The sequence below is a fragment of the Montanilutibacter psychrotolerans genome, from assembly GCF_003719825.1.
GTDB lineage: Bacteria > Pseudomonadota > Gammaproteobacteria > Xanthomonadales > Xanthomonadaceae > Montanilutibacter > Montanilutibacter psychrotolerans.
On record NZ_RIBS01000001.1, the window covers coordinates 427,089 to 444,043 of the forward strand.

The 16,955-nt window shown below is 69.9% G+C and carries 16 protein-coding genes; all 16 read left to right on the forward strand.

Translation table 11 applies throughout. The features are described from left to right. The first annotated feature begins 20 nt into the window (after window positions 1-20). Window positions 21-608: a Pvc16 family protein gene (locus EER27_RS01815; RefSeq protein ID WP_123086306.1), complete on the forward strand. Its 588-nt coding sequence runs from the start codon at window positions 21-23 to the stop codon at window positions 606-608. Further along, window positions 605-1,435 carry a hypothetical protein gene (locus tag EER27_RS01820; RefSeq protein WP_123086307.1) on the forward strand — a complete coding sequence of 277 codons (831 nt, stop codon included), beginning with the start codon at window positions 605-607 and terminating at the stop codon, window positions 1,433-1,435. The genes EER27_RS01815 and EER27_RS01820 overlap by 4 nt, the downstream gene beginning before the upstream one ends. Before the next feature lie 46 nt (window positions 1,436-1,481). Continuing rightward, complete coding sequence (locus EER27_RS01825) at window positions 1,482-3,260, forward strand: phage tail sheath family protein (RefSeq protein ID WP_123086308.1); 1,779 nt, start codon at window positions 1,482-1,484, stop codon at window positions 3,258-3,260. A gap of 26 nt (window positions 3,261-3,286) precedes the next feature. Then, window positions 3,287-3,730: a phage tail protein gene (locus EER27_RS01830; protein WP_123086309.1), complete on the forward strand. Its 444-nt coding sequence runs from the start codon at window positions 3,287-3,289 to the stop codon at window positions 3,728-3,730. An 8-nt stretch (window positions 3,731-3,738) separates the two neighbouring features. Further along, window positions 3,739-5,319, forward strand: a complete 1,581-nt coding sequence (locus EER27_RS01835) for a phage tail sheath family protein (protein WP_123086310.1) — start codon at window positions 3,739-3,741, stop codon at window positions 5,317-5,319. Beyond that, on the forward strand, window positions 5,319-5,813 hold the full coding sequence (locus EER27_RS01840; protein ID WP_123086311.1) for a phage tail protein: 495 nt from the start codon (window positions 5,319-5,321) through the stop codon (window positions 5,811-5,813). The genes EER27_RS01835 and EER27_RS01840 overlap by 1 nt, the downstream gene beginning before the upstream one ends. A gap of 10 nt (window positions 5,814-5,823) precedes the next feature. Then, window positions 5,824-6,885 (forward strand): CIS tube protein, encoded by a 1,062-nt coding sequence (locus EER27_RS01845; protein WP_123086312.1) that lies wholly within the window; start codon window positions 5,824-5,826, stop codon window positions 6,883-6,885. A 4-nt stretch (window positions 6,886-6,889) separates the two neighbouring features. Then, window positions 6,890-7,057 carry a hypothetical protein gene (locus tag EER27_RS17010; RefSeq protein WP_190285594.1) on the forward strand — a complete coding sequence of 56 codons (168 nt, stop codon included), beginning with the start codon at window positions 6,890-6,892 and terminating at the stop codon, window positions 7,055-7,057. Between the two features lie 8 nt (window positions 7,058-7,065). Next, window positions 7,066-8,157, forward strand: a complete 1,092-nt coding sequence (locus EER27_RS01850; RefSeq protein ID WP_123086313.1) for a phage late control D family protein — start codon at window positions 7,066-7,068, stop codon at window positions 8,155-8,157. After that, a complete protein-coding gene (locus EER27_RS01855; protein WP_123086314.1) occupies window positions 8,157-8,855 on the forward strand; it encodes a phage baseplate assembly protein V in 699 nt (232 codons plus the stop codon). The genes EER27_RS01850 and EER27_RS01855 overlap by 1 nt, the downstream gene beginning before the upstream one ends. A gap of 7 nt (window positions 8,856-8,862) precedes the next feature. Further along, window positions 8,863-10,464 carry a hypothetical protein gene (locus EER27_RS01860; RefSeq protein WP_223807124.1) on the forward strand — a complete coding sequence of 534 codons (1,602 nt, stop codon included), beginning with the start codon at window positions 8,863-8,865 and terminating at the stop codon, window positions 10,462-10,464. Then, window positions 10,461-10,853 (forward strand): GPW/gp25 family protein, encoded by a 393-nt coding sequence (locus tag EER27_RS01865; RefSeq protein WP_123086315.1) that lies wholly within the window; start codon window positions 10,461-10,463, stop codon window positions 10,851-10,853. The genes EER27_RS01860 and EER27_RS01865 overlap by 4 nt, the downstream gene beginning before the upstream one ends. A gap of 2 nt (window positions 10,854-10,855) precedes the next feature. Beyond that, entirely contained in the window at window positions 10,856-13,165 is a 2,310-nt protein-coding gene (locus EER27_RS01870; protein WP_123086662.1) for a putative baseplate assembly protein, read from the forward strand. Further along, window positions 13,165-15,996: a phage tail protein gene (locus tag EER27_RS01875; protein ID WP_123086316.1), complete on the forward strand. Its 2,832-nt coding sequence runs from the start codon at window positions 13,165-13,167 to the stop codon at window positions 15,994-15,996. Before EER27_RS01870 ends, EER27_RS01875 begins: the two co-directional genes overlap by 1 nt. A 76-nt stretch (window positions 15,997-16,072) precedes the next feature. Further along, a complete protein-coding gene (locus EER27_RS01880; protein WP_123086317.1) occupies window positions 16,073-16,390 on the forward strand; it encodes a hypothetical protein in 318 nt (105 codons plus the stop codon). A 9-nt stretch (window positions 16,391-16,399) separates the two neighbouring features. Then, window positions 16,400-16,951: a hypothetical protein gene (locus EER27_RS01885; protein ID WP_123086318.1), complete on the forward strand. Its 552-nt coding sequence runs from the start codon at window positions 16,400-16,402 to the stop codon at window positions 16,949-16,951. Window positions 16,952-16,955 lie beyond the last annotated feature (4 nt).

A 16,955-nucleotide genomic window follows, 5' to 3' on the forward strand; every position in this document is an offset into this window, starting at 1 on the left:
CCACGGACGGAGCGGCAGGCATGGCGAATGTCTTTGCGATCCATTCGGTCGGTAACTCGATCGCTGCGTTCCTGCGCAACACCTATCCGCAACAGATCAACGGCACCGACATGCCGACCTGCAGTTTCGAGCTGGTGTCGAGCGGGCAACTGGCGGGCGACATCGATGAGAGCACCCGCGTCACGCTCTATCTGTACCGCCTCACCATCAACGAACACAGCCGACAGGCGCGCCGTAGCGGCTCCGAGTCCCACGCCGCGTCGTTGACGCTGGACCTGCACTACCTGCTGACTGCCTGGGCGGCGAACCCGCTCGACGAACAGGTCGCCATGGCCTGGGCGATGCGGCAGTTGCACCAGGTGCCGGTGCTCGATGCATCCGCGTTGTCGCCCGATGGCGGCTGGGCTCGCGACGAAGTCGTGCAGGTCATGCCGGCCGAATTGTCGAACGAGGACGTGATGCGGATCTGGGACGCGCTGGACCCGGCCTACCGGTTGTCCACCTCGTACGTCGCGCGCGTGGTGCGACTTGACCCGGACATCGACGAAGCGGCATTCCGCCCGGTGGTGGCGCGTCGTCATGCGTTTGGCGAGGAGGCGGGGGCATGAGCGCTCCCTTGTTCCAGCGCCAGATGCGCGACCTCGAACGCGTGGAGTCGCGCGTCCTGGCAGCGTTGCGCTTCATCGACGCGGCCACCGAAGCGGCCATTTCAACGCCATTGCAGCTGGAGTCGCTCGACGGTCGCGCCAATTTCATCCGCAACCAGCGCGGCATGGTCGTGCTCGATCACTGGTCCGGGTTGAGCGCGCACCGCGATGCGTTCGAGGCGCCACCGGCGTTGCCGGCAGTGGGCAGCCTGACACTGCGCGTCGCCGTCACCGATCCCGCCGGCGCCTACCTGCCGCGCATCGTGTCGCTGGCCCTGCCGCGCGATCCGACGCTGGTCGACCCCGATCCCGCGTCGTCGCTGTTCGAGGCCGTGCGCGTGCCGATGTATCCCACGTCGGCCGCGGCCACCGGCGCCAATTGGTCGCTGCTGCGCGTGTCGCTGGCCGAGGACGGCAGCGGCGATGCGCTCGGTGGCGCGCTGCTGCGCGTGCGTCGCAACGGCGACGTGATCGCGCGCGGCATGACCGACTGGCGTGGCGAAGGACTGGTGGCCGTGGTCGGCGTGCCGGTGATGACCTTTGGCGACGACGAGGAGGCGGTGGTGGTCGAGGCCATCAACGTCAGCCTGGAAGTCGTGTTCGATCCCGACAGCGGTTCGCGGTTGTCCGCCGACTCGCTGCGTGACCGCCGCCTGCCGCCGCCGCAGGTGCTGGTCGACCCGGTCGCGATGGAAGCGGCCGCCGCGGAACTTCCCCATAGCGCGCGATCGCTGTCGATAGCGGCGCGTCGCACCCAAAGCGTTGCGATGACGCTGCAACTGCCATGACGCCCTCTGACGTCCATGTGCGCCAAGCCTGACAGGAGATAGTCCCATGCCCGAGTACCTTGCCCCAGGCGTATACGTCGAAGAGACCAGCTTCCGCGCGAAGTCGATCGAGGGTGTTGGCACCAGCACCACCGCGTTTGCCGGACCGACCCGAAAAGGTCCGGTCAGCGGTGGTGAGGAAGCCCCCGAGCGTCCAGAGATGCTGACCAGCTTCGGTGACTTCGAACGCCTCTACGGCGGCCTTGCCGACCTTGTTCTGGGCGGCCAGCCCGTGACCAACTACCTCGCCCACGCGGTGCTTGCCTACTTCAATGAAGGCGGCTCGCGGCTTTACGTCGCACGCGTGCTGGTGCCTTCGGCCGAAGCCGACGACGGCGGCGCGACCGTCGCGCGGATTGCCGTCGGTGACGGCGCGGACGACGAAAGCATCGCTTTCGTCGCGCGCTTCGCAGGCGCCGCCGGCAACGGCGTGGTGTCGGTGATCGAGGTCCTGTCGCCTGCCGCGGCCAGGACGATGGCCACCGCGCCCCCCGGCACGTTGCTTCGCACGGGCGAGGACGACGACATCGAGCATCACCTCAAGGTCGGCGACGGGTGGTTGCCGGCGGACGACCCCGATGGGGACCCGGCCGATGCCGACACGCTTGCCGGCGCGACGCCGCGCATCGTCAGCCTGGCGGTCGTGACCCGCGACGGTGACGGCAACGAGCTCAGCTGGAGCGACCTGGGCTTCGATGCGCGTCATCCGCGCTGGGTGGGACACGTGCTGGCCGCCGCGCCGTCGCGCCGCTCGGACCACTTGCAGAATCCCTTCGCCATCGCGATCGGGGCCGACGTCGATGCGCTCGGCCTGCGCGGGGAACTGTTCGACGGCGCCGCCGCCAACGCCCAGGGCCAGCAGCAGCGCAACTGGGTGCTGGCCGGCGGAAGCGATGGCACCGTGCCCTCGGCAAGCGACTACACCCATGCCTTGTGGGAGCTGGCCGGGCTCGACGACGTGGCGATCGTCGCCGCGCCCGGGTCCAGCGACTACGGCGACGACGACAACGCGCGCGGCATCATGGGCGCGCTGATCACGCACGCCCACCTGCGACGTTCGTACCGCATCGCGGTGCTGGACACGCCGCCGGAGCAGACCCCGGGGCAGGTCCGCGCGTTGCGTGGCCAGGTCGATTCGACCTATGCGGCGATGTACTACCCGTGGGTTGTCGTGCCGAACCCCAACGCCCGCCCGGGGCGCGAGGACATCCCGCGCGAGATCGCGTTGCCGCCATCGGGTTACGTGGCCGGCATCTACGCGCGCAACGACATCCAGCGCGGCGTGCACAAGGCGCCGGCCAACGAGGTGGTGCGCTCGGCGCTGCGCTTCGAGGTCGACGTCAACTTCGCGCAACAGGAACTGCTCAACCCGTTGGGCGTGAACTGCCTGCGGCTGTTGGCCGGGCGCGGATACCGCGTCTGGGGCGCGCGCCTGATTTCTTCCGACCCGGAATGGAAGTACGTGTCGGACCGGCGCTACTTCAACTACCTGGAAGCGTCGATCGACCGCGGTACGCAATGGGCCGTGTTCGAACCCAACGGCGAGCGGCTGTGGGCAAACGTGCGCCAGACCATCAGCGACTTCCTCTACAACGAATGGCGTAGCGGTGCGCTGCTGGGCACCACCACCGAGGAGGCGTTCTTCGTGCGCTGCGACCGCAGCACGATGACCCAGAACGACCTCGACAACGGACGCCTGATCTGCCTGATCGGCGTGGCGATCATCAAGCCGGCCGAGTTCGTGATCTTCCGCATCGGCCAGAAGACCGCCGACCAGCGCGCGTGACCCACCGCATCGAAGGAGCCTGAGCCATGGCCAACCGCACAACGCCCTACGGGGCCTTCAACTACCTCGTCAACTTTGACGGTGGCGACATCTTCGGCGGCTTCTCCGACGTGTCGGGCATCGGCACGGAGATGACGGTCGCCGAGTACCGCAACGGCAACGAGAAGGAGAACCACGTTCGCAAGGTGGGTGGCGTCCACAAGGTGTCCGACGTCACCTGCAAGCGCGGCATCGTCAACTCCAAGTCGTTGTGGGAATGGATCGCCAAGACCCGCGTGCAGGGGCCAGCGGCGCAGAAGACCGTCACCATCACCTTGCTGGACGAGGCCCAGGCCCCGGTGCAGTCGTGGGTGCTGCGTGGCGTGATCCCGCTCAAGTACACCGGGCCAACGCTGGCCGGCAAGGGCGGTGGCGACGTGGCGATGGAAGAGCTGGTGTTGTCGGCCGAAGGCCTCGAGATCAGCGCCTGAGGCCGGCCATGCTGAGCGCCCTGCACTTCGAAGCGGTTGCACCGACCCTTGGCACCGCGCCCAGCCGTGCCGACGTGGCCTGCTTCATCGGTCACGTCGCGCGGCGGGTGGGTGTGCCGGTGCCCGAACCGGTGAAGCAGCAATGGCGCGCAGCAGGCTGGCTGGGCGGGCCGTGGACGATCGACGAACAGCGGTACGACGACCTGTTGCAGTTGCCTGTCGTGCTGGATTCGTGGGAAGCGTTCGACCGCCTGTACGCCTGGGAGACGCGGACGCTGGCCGACGGACGCGTTCAGCGTTGCGCGAGCTATCTGGGTGCGTCGGTACGCAGTTTCTTTGCCAATGGCGGGCGGCGTGCGGTGGTGGTGCGCACCGGCGATCCCTGGGCGTACCTGGGCGGCAACGCGCGCAGTACGCGCCGCGTCGAGCGCCTGTCGCGCCTGCTGCCGCGTTTCGATCCCACGCTTCGGCCGTTCGACCCGATGGCGCCGGACAGTTGGCGCGGCATCGAGCACCTGTGCGGATTGCCGGAAGTCAGCCACCTGTGTTTCCCCGACCTGTCCGACATCTGCGCAGGTGAACCGCCGTTGCCGGATGTCGAACGCGCACCGCCGGTGCCGCCGGAAGTGTTCGTCGAATGCAGCCACGATGAGCCACCCGATCCCGTCGACGACGCACTGCGCTTCGTCCAGGCCCCGCAACTGGACGTCGACGGCTTTGCTGCGTGGTCGCGCGCGATCGCGGGGGTATGCGCCTTCCTCGACCAGCACCGGCGCGACGTGTTGCTGATCGGCGCACTCCCGATGGCGCAGGCCAGTGCGGTTTCCGTTGGCAGCGGCGTCCATTCCGGCGCCGACTGGCTAGGCTTCCTGCGCGATGTCGGCGTGCTCGAACTCGGAGCCGGCGCCGATGCGCAGGGCACGGCGGCAAGCGCGTTCGTGCAACTGGGCTGGCCGTGGCTGCGCAGCTCGCGTTCGCGGGATCTTCCGCAGCAGCTCGAACCCGCGGACGGACTGCTGGCCGGCGTGCTTGCGGCCAATGCCCTCACCCGTGGCACGTTCCGATCGGTGGCCGGCACGCGATTGCCGGACCTGTCCACGGTCGAACCCATGCCTGCATTCGGGCTGGGGCCCGACAGCCCGACCGCGCAGCTGGCACAGCGCGTTTGCCTGCTGGGACCCGAGCCCGGCGGCTTCGCCGTGCTGTCCGATGTCACCACGTCGGCCGACATCGCCTGGCGGCAGGGCGGCAGCCGTCGGCTGATGGCCACCCTGCGCCGCGCCGCGCGACAGCTCGGCGAGGAACACATTTTCGAGCCGAACGGTCCGGCGCTGTGGGCGCGCCTGCGCGATGGCATCGAATCGCTGCTCGATGCATTCCGCGCCGCCGGCGCACTGGGCGGCAACAGCGCCGAAGAGGCCTACCGGGTGCGTTGCGATCGCAGCACGATGAGCCAGAACGATCTGGACAACGGCCGCGTGCGCATCGAGGTCAGCGTGCTGCCGGCGTTCGCCGTCGAGCGCATCACGTTCGCGCTCGATCTGGCCGCTGGCGGCAGCGCTGCGAGCCGACTGGACGAGGTGGCGTGATGGCTGCCGAACTGGCCGAAAACCTGCTCGCTCCGCTGCACGTGTTCCGCTTCCACGTGACGTTCAAGCGCGACACGCTGCGCGGCACGCCCGACGGCAGCGACGTGGCGCTGTGCAGCGGCGCGTTCGCCGAATGCAGCGGGCTGGAGGCGACCATGGAGCCGAAGATCATCAAGGCCGGCGGCGCCAACTACGGTGCGGCGCAACGTGCGGGACCGGTGAGCTTTGCCACCGTGGTGCTCAAGCGCGGCATGACGCCCACGCGCGATCTCTGGCAGTGGTTCCAGCAGGTTGCCGGCGGTGGCTACTCGGTGAGGTTGTCGGTGCGCATCGAGATGCGCGACGCCGCAGACAACACCGTCCTGACCTGGGCGCTGCTGCGGGCGATGCCGATCAAGTTCAAGGCGGCCGATCTCAACGCCAAGGGCACCGAGGTGGGCATCGAAGAACTGCACCTGGCCCACGAAGGCCTGCAATTGCTGGGCAAGGGCTGAGGACGCCGCCATGCCGACCACCCCCGACCTGTCGCAGAAGATCGAGCTGGCGTACTTCAAGGCGCTGCCGCCCGCGCAGGGCGAGCGCATCGAGGTGCACTTCAATCCCGCCACGCTGCAGTACACCGTCGCCAACACGCTCAAGGAAGAGGGCAGTGGCGACCAGAAGAAGCAGTACGTCGACAAGACCAGCGCCAAGCTGACGATGCAGCTGGTGTTCGATACCACCGACAGCGGCGAGGACGTGCGCGTCCACACCGATCGCATGGCGCAGCTGCTCAAGCCCATGGCCGAAGGCAGCAAGCAGGTGCCGCCGAACGTCGAGTTCGGCTGGGGGCTCTACCGCTTCACCGGCATGGTCGAGCAGTACAAGGAAACGATCGATTTCTTCGCGGCCAGCGGCGTGCCGTTGCGCGCAAGCGTCGACATCACCCTGTCGAGCCAGGATGTCAGGTTCGAGAGCGCGAAGAATCCGTCGGCGTCGGTGGACCGCAACCTCGCGCCGGAACCGGTGGTCGCTCCCGGCGGTGGCGGCCCATCGGGCCTGGCCAACTCGCTCGGCGATCCGCGCGCGGCGCGGGCTATCGCATCGCTGAATGGGTCGGCATCGCTGCGCTTCGGCGCCGAAGCGGGCCTGGCGCTCAGCGCCGGTGTGGAATTGCGCGCCGAGGCCGCGTTCTCGGCCGGGGCCAGCGCGGGGCTGTCCGCCGGCATTGGTGCGGGCATTGGTGGCGGCATCGGCGCAGGCATCAGTGGGGGCATCGGCGGAGGCCTGGGTATCGGCGGCTCGGCCGGTATCGGCCTGGGTGCAGGCGCCGGCATTTCGGCCAGTGCCGGCGCGTCCGCTTCGGCGGTCGCCGGTGGCGCGTTCGCGGGGCTGCGCGCCACCGTCTCGACCGGGACGTCGATGCCCAGCGGGCAGGCCCTGCTCGTGACGCCGGGCGCCTCGCTTGCTGCCGGAAGCGGCGCCAGCTTCGGCATCGGCGGGCGCGTGCAATCCAAGACCGACAGCAGCCTGGGTGCCGACGTCGGCGCGCGGGCCGACCTCCATGCACTGATCCGGTTCGGGTGACGCCATGCCCATCCTGTTCGACCACGTCAGCGCCGAAGTCAGTCCGCGAAGCAGCGGCGGCGAAGCTCCCCCGAACGAGCGCGCGGCATCACCGCCGGCGCGCGTCGAAGAACAACTGCGCGCGTTGCTTGATGCCGAGCAACGCCGGCGCGAACGCCTTTCGGACCAGTAGGAAGCGCCATGCCCGACGGTTCCGCCAGCCAGGATGCGATCTACCGTGCACGCCCGACACTGCGCTTCGGCGGGCAGTTCGACGAGCGCGCGGGCAACCTCGTGCAACGCATGGTGATGGACGAATCCGAAGGCGGATTGCGCGCGCTGGAACTGGTTCTCTCCAACTGGGCAAGCACCACTGACGGCAGCGCCGAACTCGCGTTCGATCAAAGCCGGAATGTCCGGCTGGGTGGTCCGATCGAAGTGTTCGGCGGTGAAGTGGCGCGGCCCTGCGAGCTGTTCCGCGGCCACATCACCGCCATCGAAACGATCCTCGAGCGCGGCAAGCCGCCGGAGCTGCGCCTGTGCGCCGAAGACGCGCTGCTGTCCGCGCGTTTGGCGCGCCGCAGCCGCGTGTTCACCGACCAGGCGCCGTCGGCGGTCGTTCGCGCACTGTGCGGTGACCTCGGACTGACGCCGGTGCTGAGCGGGCTGGATGCGCCGACGGCCAGTTGGGCACAGATCGACGAAACCGACCTGGCGTTCCTGCGTCGCCTGCTGGCGCGCTTCGACGCCGATGCGCAGGTGGTTGGCACCGATCTGCACGTGTCGCCGCGCGCCGATGTGCAGCGCGCGCAGATCAGCATCGATGCCGAACACGACCTGCGCGCCATCCGGGTCTGTGCGGATCTGGCCGAGCAGGCCACCGCGGTCGTCGTGCGTGGCTGGGATCCATCCAGCGGTCGTGCCGTCAAGGCCCAGGCCAGTGCGATCAGCAATGCCGGCCCGGGGGAGGGGCGCGACGGCGCGGGCCTGCTGCGCGATGCGTTCGGCGATCGCCCCGACAACCTTGGCCACCTGGCCGTGTCGCAACAGGAAGAAGCGCAAGCACTCGCGGAGGCCGCGTTCGACCGGCGCGCACGACGCTTCGTTCGCGCCGTCGGCGTCACCGAAGGCAATCCCAACCTGCGGGTCGGCGTTCGTCTGGTGATGCGTGGCCTGGGTGCGCGTTTCGACAACGAGTACTACGTGGTGCGCACGCGCCATTGCTACGACACGCAGCAGGGATACAGCACCGAATTCTGCGCCGAGTGCGCCTACCTCGGAGGCAGCCAGTGATGGACGGAAGCCCGCATTTCGCGCCGCTCCTCGGTCGTCCGCAAGGCTGGCTGCACGCCGCGCACCTGGCGGTGGTGGTCGCCATCGACGACCCGCTGTCTCTGGCGCGCGTTCAAGTGCGGCTGGTGGGCTGCGACGACAGCGACCGCCAGGACGCCGCGCTGTGGGCGCGCGTGGTGTGTCCGTTCGCGGGGAAAGACCGCGGCGCGTTCCTGATTCCGGATGTCGGCGACGAGGTGCTGGTGGTGTTCCACAACGGCGATCCGTCGTATCCGCTGGTCCTGGGCGGACTGTGGAATGGCGATTCCAGCGCGCCGGCGCAGATCGAAGGCGGTGCGAACCGCTACAAGCGCATCCAGTCGCGCAACGGCGTGATCGTGACGCTCGACGACCAGCAGGGCCAGGAAGCGTTCCTGGTCGAAACACCGGGCGGGCAGAAGCTCACGCTCAAGGACGGCCCGGGCTCGATCACCGTCGAGGACAGCAACGGCAACTCGATCAAGCTCGAAACCCAGGGCATCACGGTGACGGCGGCGGCGACAGTCAAGGTGCAGGCGGCGAAGGTCGAGGTGTCGGCGGGCATGGTCCAGGTCGACAGCGCGATGGCGAAGTTCTCCGGCGTCGTCCAATGCCAGACCCTTATCGCGACTTCGGTCGTGTCCTCCAGCTACACGCCCGGTGCGGGCAACGTCTGGTGAGGTCGCGATGAACCACCACCATGCCATCACCGTCGCCGCGCCGCGCAACCTCGCGCCGCCGCACAGCGGCCGCTCCGCGCCATGGCTGCTGCAGCGCGACGACGACGACTTCATCGCCGCGGTCATGGCCGAACTGGGCAGCGTGCCGGGTCGGCAGAAGCTGCAGGCCAGCCGCGCCGCCGAGCGGGATGGACTGCAGCAGCTCAAGCTGTTCCAGCCCGTGCAGCGACGCTTCCATGTCGCATTGATCGAAGCCTGGTGCGAGACCGCCGGGCAGCCGCGCATCGATCCGCAGCGCGTGGACGCGGCCGGACTGGTCCTGCGACGTGTGCGCGACCGCAACGGCACGCGCGTGCTCGAAGGCTGGATGCGTGCCGACGGTGTGGTGCGTGGCTGGCTGCCGATCGAGCAACTCGGCGACGAAAGTGCTGATCCAGCCCCTGCGGTGCGCATGGCCAGGCGCGACACCGGCGTCGTGCAGATCGACCGGGCGCTGCGCCGGCTTGCGGGCAACGACCCCAACACCGCGCTGCAGGAGGACGTCTCGCCGATGTTCCTCGCGCCGCCCGAGGTGTGTTCGCGGGCGGCCCAGACGCTGTACTACGGCGTGGTGCCCACCGCGAGCAGCGAGCTTGCGCAGGCCGCGCCGGACCTGGCCGAAACGTTCGCCGGCTTCGAGGCGGACAGCGATGCGTTCCGCGCGCACCTGGTGCAGCCGCTCAAGGGCATGGCGTTCGATTTCCCGGCCCCGCCGCTGGTGGGGCGTCGCTTCGACCAGTCGTGGCTGGCGCAGCTGCTGAAAGCGCGTGTCGATACCGACGAGCATCGCTTCCTGCAGTTGCTGCGCCAGGTCGCGGTGGAATTCGATGCCTTCGGCGGAAGCCCGTCGGCAAGCGCGGTGCTGTCCGAACTCGCCCAGGTGCGGCTGCGCTACGCGCTGCGCAACGGCGAAGGCGAGGCAAGTCGCCGGACCATCGATGCCGCCGAGTTCCTGCACGCGGCGACCTTGCTGTTGCTGGACGGCGAGAGCGGCTTGCTGGAACTGCCCGAGAGCTGGCCGGAGCTGCCTGTCGCGCACCGCCAGCGTCTGCACCAGGCGATGTCCGGCGCGATGCGCGCGCGCTTCGCCAGCGTGAAAGGACGCAGCGGCCGGTTCGACGAGCCCGGTGCGCGCTACGTGCTGCGTGCGTTCGTGCGCCTCAAGGCCGAAGGAAAATGCCCCGCCCGGACCAGCTGGAGCGATTACACCGAGCCGTTCGTGATCGCGCCCTGGTACGAGGGCGCCGGCGACCCGGTGCAGGTCGCGCTGCCGGACCTGTCCAACCGCGCGGTGCTGCGCGCGCTCAAGCCGAACGTGTCGTTCCTGGTGCCGCCGTCGCTGCAAGGGCTGCTGGCAGGCGATCCAGAGAAGCTCGGCAAGGGCCAGGGACAACTGGACCCGTCGCTGACACTGGGCTGGATCTGCAGCTTCAGCATCCCGGTGATCACGTTGTGCGCGTTCATCGTGCTCAACATCTTCCTCGGCCTGTTCGACCTGATCTTCCGCTGGATGATGTTCATCAAGATCTGCATCCCCTTCCCGAAGTTGAAGCCGGGAGGTGAGCCGTGAACGCGCTTCCGCGTCCGCTGCTGGGCTGGCCATTGCTGCCGCTGCCCGATGAGCATGGCCGCCTGCAGTGGCCGGGCCTCGAGGCTAGTGTTCGCGAGCTGGTGCGCGTGGTGCTGAGCACGCGCCCGGGCGAGCAGCTGATGCGTCCGGACTTCGGCGCAGGCGTCGAACTGTTGCTGCACGAACCGGACACGCTGGCCACGCGGCGCAGCATCCGCGATTGCGTGCACGAATCGCTGGAGCGCTGGGAGCGTCGGATCCTGATCGACCGGGTCGATGTGCGCGAGGTCGAGGGGCAACCCGGTCACCTGCGCGTCGAGATCGCCTACCGGCTGGCCCGTAACGGTGCGGCGGCGCAGATGGCGCTGACCGTGCAACTGGAGGGATGAGCGTGCCTATCGTCACCCCGAGTCTGGATGACCGCCGCTTCGACGATCTCGTCGAGGAACTGATCGCCCGTATCCCGGCGCACACGCCGGAATGGACCAACCCGCGGCTGGGCGACCCCGGCCGGACGCTCGTCGAGTTGTTCGCGTGGCTGGGCGATACGTTGTTGTACCGCGCCAACCTGATCCCGGAACGGCAGCGGCTGGTGTTCCTCAAGCTGCTGGGCCAGCAACTGCGTGCGGCGCGTCCGGCGCGCGCGGTGGTGGGGCTGTCGTTCGCGCAGGAAGACATCGCGTTCGCGACCCATCTCGCGCCGGGGGCGCGCGTCGCCGGGCCCGTGCCGTTCGAGACGTTGGCCGAGTCGACGGTGCTGCCCGTCACCGCCGAGGCGTACTGCAAGCGCCTGCTGGATGCCGCCGAAAGCGCGCGCATGGCGACCGTGCTGCAAGGACTGGCCAACATTCACCGGCTGACCGGCGCGCCACGTGGTTACGAAGCGTCCCCGGTGTTCGACGGTGGGCGTGCGTTGAGCGAGGGCATCGACGTGTTTGCCGCCAGCGCCGACCGCGCGCTGTGGCTGGCGCTGTTCGCTCCCAAGGCGCCGTCGGGCACCACGCAGGCGGACTTCAACGTCACCGTCCGCAAGGCGCTGGGGGGCGGCGACAGCCGCGTGCCGGAGCTGCTGTCGATTGGCGTGGTGCCGGCGCTCAGCGTCCCGGCCGCGTTCGAGGACGCCGGGCCGCGCGCACGCGTGCCGGTGCTGTGGGAGATCGCCACGCACGGCCGCGGCAGCCAGGACGTCGACTACCTCACCCTCGATCCCTTGCCCGGGTCGGATACCACCGCCGGCCTGACCCGCTCGGGCGTGTTGCGCCTGCAACTGCCCGACGAGCGCCAGATCGCGGTGCCCAGCAACGACGTGCTGGCCAACCCGCGTGCCGGTGTCGGCGACACGCCGCCCAGGCTGGACGATGCCGAGAAAGCCGCGCGCCTGGTGGCCTGGCTGCGCGTGCGACCGGTGCCCGGCGAGCCGGACGTGAAGCTGCGACTGTCGTGGATCGGCATCAACGCCGTCGAAGTCGACCAGCGCGTCACGCTCGGGGGCCGCGTGCTCGGCGTGTCCAACGGCGGCGCCGACCAGGAATTCCGGCTGCCGCAGGGCTCGGTCGATGGCGACGCGCTGCAGGTGCAGGTCGAGGAGCCCGGACAGGGCTACCGGGTCTGGCAGCGTGTCGACGACCTGGCGGCGATCAGCAGCGATCCCCAGGCCGCGCGCATGGCCGCGGCGTTCGAACTGGATGCCGAGGCCGGCACGTTGCGGTTTGGCGACGGCGTGCGCGGACGCGCGCCCGAAGCGCAGATGCGCGTGCGGCTGGCGAGCGGCCGCTTCGGCGGCGGACGGGCCGGCAACCTGCCGGCAGGCACCTTGGCCGAACTGGCGGCGCAACGCGTCGAGGGCGGCAAGGCGCCGCCGCTGAAGATCCACCAGCCATTGGCGACCGAGGGCGGCGAAGACGCCGAGACGATCGCCGAGGCCGAAAAGCGCATCCCGCAACTGCTGCGTCACCGCGAACGCGCGGTGACCACCGAGGACTATCGCCGGCTGGCGTTCGAGACGCCGGGGCTGCAGGTCGGGCGGGTCGAACTGTTGCCCCGCTTCAAACCGCGCGACCGTCGCTTCGAGGTGCCGGGCGTGGTCACCGTGATGGCGTTGCCGTCGCAGGCGTTGTCGCTGTCTGCTGCCACGCCTGCCGGCGCGGCGAATCCGCGGCCCGATCGCCCGTTCATCGAAGCACTGCATGCCCATCTGTCGGAACGCGTGCCGCTGACCACCGAACTGTATGTGATCGGTTGCGAATACGTGGCGCTGGGGTTGGCGATCGGCATCTCCATCGTCGACGGGCACGGCCGCGACAAGGTGCTGCACGACGTGCGCGAAGCGCTCCGGCGCCTGCTGTGGCCGCTGCCGCCCGGCGGTGGCGAGGGCCGCGGCTGGCCATTGGGACGCGCCGTTCGCGATCGCGAGCTGGAGGTCGAGATCTCACGCGTCGCCGGTGTTCGCGAGGTCAGCGGCGTGCGTCTGTTCGAGCGCGCGCCGTTGCCCGGCGGAGACGACTGGCGGCTGGTCACGGTGATTCCGCGCGACGCCAGCCAGAACCTGACGCTTGCCGCCTGGCAGTTGCCGGAACTGCTGTCGGTGGTGGTCATCGATACCGGCAGTGGCGGCGTGTTGCCCGACAACCTGCGCGCGCTGCCCAATCCGTTCGCCGACGCGCAGGCGGTTGCCGTGCCCGTGGTGCCCGAGGTCTGCTGATGGACTGCAACGGCCAGCGCTTCTGGTTGCTCGCCGATGCCGGCCACTGGCGCTGGCGCGAGCATGCGCGCTGGGATGCGGGGTGCCGCGCGCTGTGCCTGGCCAGCGAGCGCAGCCTGCCCGAACCGGCGCAGCCGGCAGCGGCGCACGCGGCAGCCAACAGCGCGCTGGAAGTCGTGCCGCGCACCGTGGACGCCGACGACGGCGTGGCCTACTGGCATGCGGGCAGCAGCGCGGTGGTCGCGCGCAGTCACTTGCCCGGCGAGGCCGTGCGGCTGCCGTTGGCCGAGGCACCAAGCGACATCGTCGTGGGATGGGATGGTGTGCTGTACGCGATCGTGGCCGGCAGTATTCGGCTGCACGATCTGCGCGGTCGCTGGAGCGACGTCAACGTCGGCGCCGCCGGATTTGCACCCTGGCGCGCTGCGGCCGATCCCGATGGCGGCCTGTGGGTCCTGGAGCGCGCCAGTGGCCGGCTTGCGCGCCTTCGCGGCATGCCGATGACGGTCGGACCGTTCGGCGGGTACGCCGGAACCACCTTCCGGCCAGATCCGGAGAACTGCCACGAGCCCGAGCTGGAACCACTGGCCGATCCCGCGTGGCCCGCGGGCGAACGGCCGGTCGCGCTGGCGCTGCATCGCGAGCGCGGGCTTGCGCTGCTGTCGTGGGCGGACACCGACGGCCACGCGCGGTTGCGCTTCTGGGATGCGCGCACGAGTCGGCTCGGGGCGCCGTTCGATCTGGAAGGGGCGCGCTACGCGTATGCCCTGGATTTCGTCGACGAGGCCGGCCAGACCCGCGCCGTGGTGCGCATCCCCGATCGCAACGACGCACCGGCGTTCGTTGTCGACAGCGACGACGCGGATGGCGATGCGCCGGTGCCGCTGCAGCCCTGCGGCGACATCTATCCGTTGGCGGCGGAAGCCATCGAGGCGCCATTTGCGCACCGGCTAGACGGCCCGCCTCGCTATCCGATCGCACTCGACGCGCCGGTGGCGGGCTTGCCCGCGCGTGGTGTCGAGAGCCTGCACCGGCTGTCGCTGTCCAATCTCGCGCGGCATGGCGAAGCGCGCCATTTTCGCGACGACGGCAGCGCGCCGCACCTGATCGACAGCGGCGCGCAACAGACCGTCTGGCATCGCCTGTACGCCGAGGCGCTGTTGCCCGCGCGCGCCGGATTCATCGCCTGGTGCGCGGCCACCACCGAGCCGCAACCGCCGGAGATCGACGACGTCGACGCCTGGCTGCCGCACCGCTTTGGCGATGTGCCCGGCGACATCGCGATCGACGCCGCGCACGCGCCGCGTGCTGCGTGGGAGTCGGCGCCGTCGGAGCTGCCGCACCATTCGGGCCTGGCGCCGTGGCCACGCGAAGCGCAACGCGCCGGGCTGTGGTCGGTGCTGGTGCAGGATTCGCGACGCCGCGTGCGGCGCCTGGTGGGACGTTACCTGTGGCTGCGCTTGGAGTTGTTCGGCGACGGCCTCGTCGGACCGGAGATCGCGGCGATGCGTGCGTGGGGCAGCCGCTTCTCGTACCGCGACCACTACCTGCCTCGGCTCTACCACGAAGACCACCACGGCGTGCCGGCGTTGTTGCCGGGCGAGGCGATCGCGCGGCTGGCACCGTCGCACGGCGGCACGCTCGACGACGGTGGCACCGCCAGCGGCACGCTGCTGCAGCAGTTGCGCGATGGCGGCGTCGACGTCGGCGATGCGAACCGGATCGCGGTGATCGAGGACGGCCGGCGCTGGTTGCTGCGCGACGCCGCCAGCCAACGTGCCTGGCGTCTGCGCGCCGATGGCGACGCACCGGCCAGCACGACGGCCATCGAGGTGTACCGACCGCAGGCAACGCCGGCGGATTTCCTGGAACGGCTGCTGTGCAATTTCGAGGGCGTGTTGACCCCGCTCGAGGAACGCATCGCCAGTGCCCACCTGCTCAGCGATCCGACGACAGTGCCGGAGCCGCAGCTCGATTGGCTCGGCAGCTGGGTCGGCGTGGCGTTCGATCCCGCGTTGCCCCAGGCACGTCGTCGCGCGTGGTTGCGGCACGCGCCGCAACTCGCGCGCGATCACGGCACCCGGCGCGGCCTGGAGCTGGCGCTGGAGATCGCCAGCGATGGCGGCGTGTCCGGCGGCGAGATCGTGGTGATCGAGGACTTCCGGCTGCGCCGACTGCTGGCGACCTTGCTCGGCGTCGACCTCAACGAAGCCAACGATCCGCTGTTGCCGGGTCTGATCGTGAGCGGCAATTCGGTGGTTGGCGACACCCTGGTGCTCGGCGAGGAGGCAACGGGCGAAGAGGGCACGTTGCGTGCAGAGCTGATGGCGCTGTTCCGCAACGAAGTCGCCACGCAGGCCGAGAACGACGCCGTGCGGGAATTCCACGGCCGCCTGGCGCATCGCGCGACGGTGCTGGTGCACCAGCAGGTCAGCCCGACCGATCTGGGTCTGCTGCGGCGCATCGTCGAGCTGGAGACGCCCGCGCACACGCAGGTGCGCGTGGTCGCGGCGACATGGCCATTCCTGGTGGGCCTGGCCAGCCTGGTGGGCATCGACAGCTACCTGGGCCGGCGCCCGCCGCGGCGGCCGGCGCGCGTCGATGTGTCCACCGCCGGCGGCGGCGACTTCGTGCAGGGCAGCGCATCGCTGGACCCGCGCGTGTCGGGCGCCTCGGCGGCGGTACCGACCGATCCGCCAACTGCCGACGCGGGGGACGACATGCAGGTCCGCTCGGGCCTGTCGTTCGATCTCGACGGCAGCCGCTCGCAGGCCGCACCCGGACGCCGCATCGACAGCTACGTGTGGCGCCGCCTGCCGCCTTCTGGATAGCCACGCACACGGCGCATCCCTTCCTTCGATCCCACCACACGCCACACCAACCCGTTGCCGCCAGCAGGAGAACGACATGGCCGAATTCATCATCAACGAGCCCGTCAAGACCGAGGCCCCGAACGTCGAGGTCACCATCACCGAGGCCAACACGCTGCCGCCTGGCCGCCATCGCTTCCGACTGGTGGTGGTCGACGATGCCGGCAACGAATCGCAGCCGGACGAGGTGGACGTGATCGTCGCCGACCAGGATGCGCCGACCGCGGTGCTGGACGCACCGGGCTCGGTCCCGACTGGCCGCAGCTTCGGTCTCGACGGCAAGAGGTCGTTCGATGCCGGCGGTGGCCAGGTGGTCACCTGGCTGTGGACCTACCTCGGTCCGAGCCAGCGCTGAGCCACGCGCATGGCCACGTTCGCCATCGGAGAGACCATCAAGTCGCGCGAGCCCGGCATCACCGTCGATGCCGGACTCAAGCCGGGCGTGCACCGCTTCCGCCTGGAAGTGATGACCGCCGACGGCCGCACCAGCGCGCCCGTGGAGATGCAGGTGGAAGTGGTGGAGCAGACGTTGCGCCCCGTCGAACCGGCACCGGCACCGACGCGCCCCGTACTCACGCGCCCCGATGCGATCCGTCGCGATCCTGCGCCCGTGCCCGCACCCGTCGTCCGTCGCGAGGTGGTGCGGCCGGCGGTCGTGCAGCCTGCCGTCGTGCCGCCCACGCTCAAGCCCGAGAGCAAGCCCACGGCGGTCACCACCACCGTTCGCCCGACCCTCGTCAGGCGGCGCGCCGGCAAGGCGCCCGCCCGTCGCGCCGATGTCGCGCCGACCACCGCCACGTCCGTGGCGAGCACACCAGATACGACCGAATCGACCCCCACCCATCCTGCCGACGCCACGTCCGGCACGTCCCGTCCCGTCCGTCCGCCGCGTCCGCGCCGCGATCCCCCGGAGTGAAGCC

Coding starts and splice junctions, on each gene's coding strand:
- EER27_RS01815 (WP_123086306.1), top strand. CDS start 21: ATGGCGAATGTCTTTGCGATCCATTCGGTCGGTAACTCGATCGCTGCG.
- EER27_RS01820 (WP_123086307.1), top strand. CDS start 605: ATGAGCGCTCCCTTGTTCCAGCGCCAGATGCGCGACCTCGAACGCGTG.
- EER27_RS01825 (WP_123086308.1), top strand. CDS start 1,482: ATGCCCGAGTACCTTGCCCCAGGCGTATACGTCGAAGAGACCAGCTTC.
- EER27_RS01830 (WP_123086309.1), top strand. CDS start 3,287: ATGGCCAACCGCACAACGCCCTACGGGGCCTTCAACTACCTCGTCAAC.
- EER27_RS01835 (WP_123086310.1), top strand. CDS start 3,739: ATGCTGAGCGCCCTGCACTTCGAAGCGGTTGCACCGACCCTTGGCACC.
- EER27_RS01840 (WP_123086311.1), top strand. CDS start 5,319: ATGGCTGCCGAACTGGCCGAAAACCTGCTCGCTCCGCTGCACGTGTTC.
- EER27_RS01845 (WP_123086312.1), top strand. CDS start 5,824: ATGCCGACCACCCCCGACCTGTCGCAGAAGATCGAGCTGGCGTACTTC.
- EER27_RS17010 (WP_190285594.1), top strand. CDS start 6,890: ATGCCCATCCTGTTCGACCACGTCAGCGCCGAAGTCAGTCCGCGAAGC.
- EER27_RS01850 (WP_123086313.1), top strand. CDS start 7,066: ATGCCCGACGGTTCCGCCAGCCAGGATGCGATCTACCGTGCACGCCCG.
- EER27_RS01855 (WP_123086314.1), top strand. CDS start 8,157: ATGGACGGAAGCCCGCATTTCGCGCCGCTCCTCGGTCGTCCGCAAGGC.
- EER27_RS01860 (WP_223807124.1), top strand. CDS start 8,863: ATGAACCACCACCATGCCATCACCGTCGCCGCGCCGCGCAACCTCGCG.
- EER27_RS01875 (WP_123086316.1), top strand. CDS start 13,165: ATGGACTGCAACGGCCAGCGCTTCTGGTTGCTCGCCGATGCCGGCCAC.
- EER27_RS01880 (WP_123086317.1), top strand. CDS start 16,073: ATGGCCGAATTCATCATCAACGAGCCCGTCAAGACCGAGGCCCCGAAC.
- EER27_RS01885 (WP_123086318.1), top strand. CDS start 16,400: ATGGCCACGTTCGCCATCGGAGAGACCATCAAGTCGCGCGAGCCCGGC.